Source organism: Vibrio sp. 704 (assembly GCF_033339295.1).
This window is the reverse complement of the sequence record NZ_JAWOUH010000466.1, coordinates 1-686: the sequence shown is the minus strand read 5'-3', so window position 1 is coordinate 686 and position 686 is coordinate 1. Positions and strand designations below refer to the sequence as shown.

Here is a 686-nt window from a genome sequence, read left to right as displayed (position 1 = left end):
ATGTTAACCACAAAAATTGAAACAGAACGATTAATACTACGAGCTTTAGTCGCAGAAGATGCGGGAGACTTGTTTAGTATATTCTCAGACAATGAAGTCATGAAATATTGGAATACTGAACCTTGGGTGTCTGTTGATGAGGCAAAAACATTTATAACTGATAGTGCTCGATCTATGGATAGCAATACAGAAGTGATTCTAGGTATCTACTTAAAAAGCACAGGGCAACTTCTAGGTAAGATAATTCTATTTAGCTTTGCCAAAGAATCTAGACGTGCAGAAATCGGTTTTGGCGTCCGCCGTGATTTCTGGGGAAAAGGTATTGTTCTTGAGGCTGGTTCAGCACTAATTGAGCACGCATTTCATACTCTAAAATTGCGCCGCATCGAAGCTGAAATCGATCCAGACAACATCGCTTCAGGTAAGACTTTGGAGAGATTAGGGTTCGTAAAAGAAGGTTATCTGAGACAACGATGGGAAGTTAATGGCGTTGTGTCGGATTCCGCAATCTATGGCTTACTAGCTAAGCCTTTGAAAATCTCATAATAGTGTATTCAATATGGAGGAAAACAAATGGATTTAAATTCACTAGTGTTGTTTGTCATCGCTTGCCTAGCCATCAATATGATACCCGGACCAGATGTAATCTACATTGTTTCGAACACAATGAAAGGTAAACTGGCCAG

At 39.7% G+C, this 686-nt stretch carries 1 protein-coding gene and 1 pseudogene; both read left to right on the top strand.

Translation table 11 applies throughout. The features are described from left to right. The coding region (locus R7R24_RS27140; protein ID WP_318120184.1) for a GNAT family N-acetyltransferase at positions 1 to 546 on the top strand (546 nt) is incomplete at its 5' end. 27 nt (positions 547 to 573) lie between these two features. Then, positions 574 to 686: pseudogene (locus tag R7R24_RS27135) on the top strand (LysE family translocator); the annotation flags it as partial.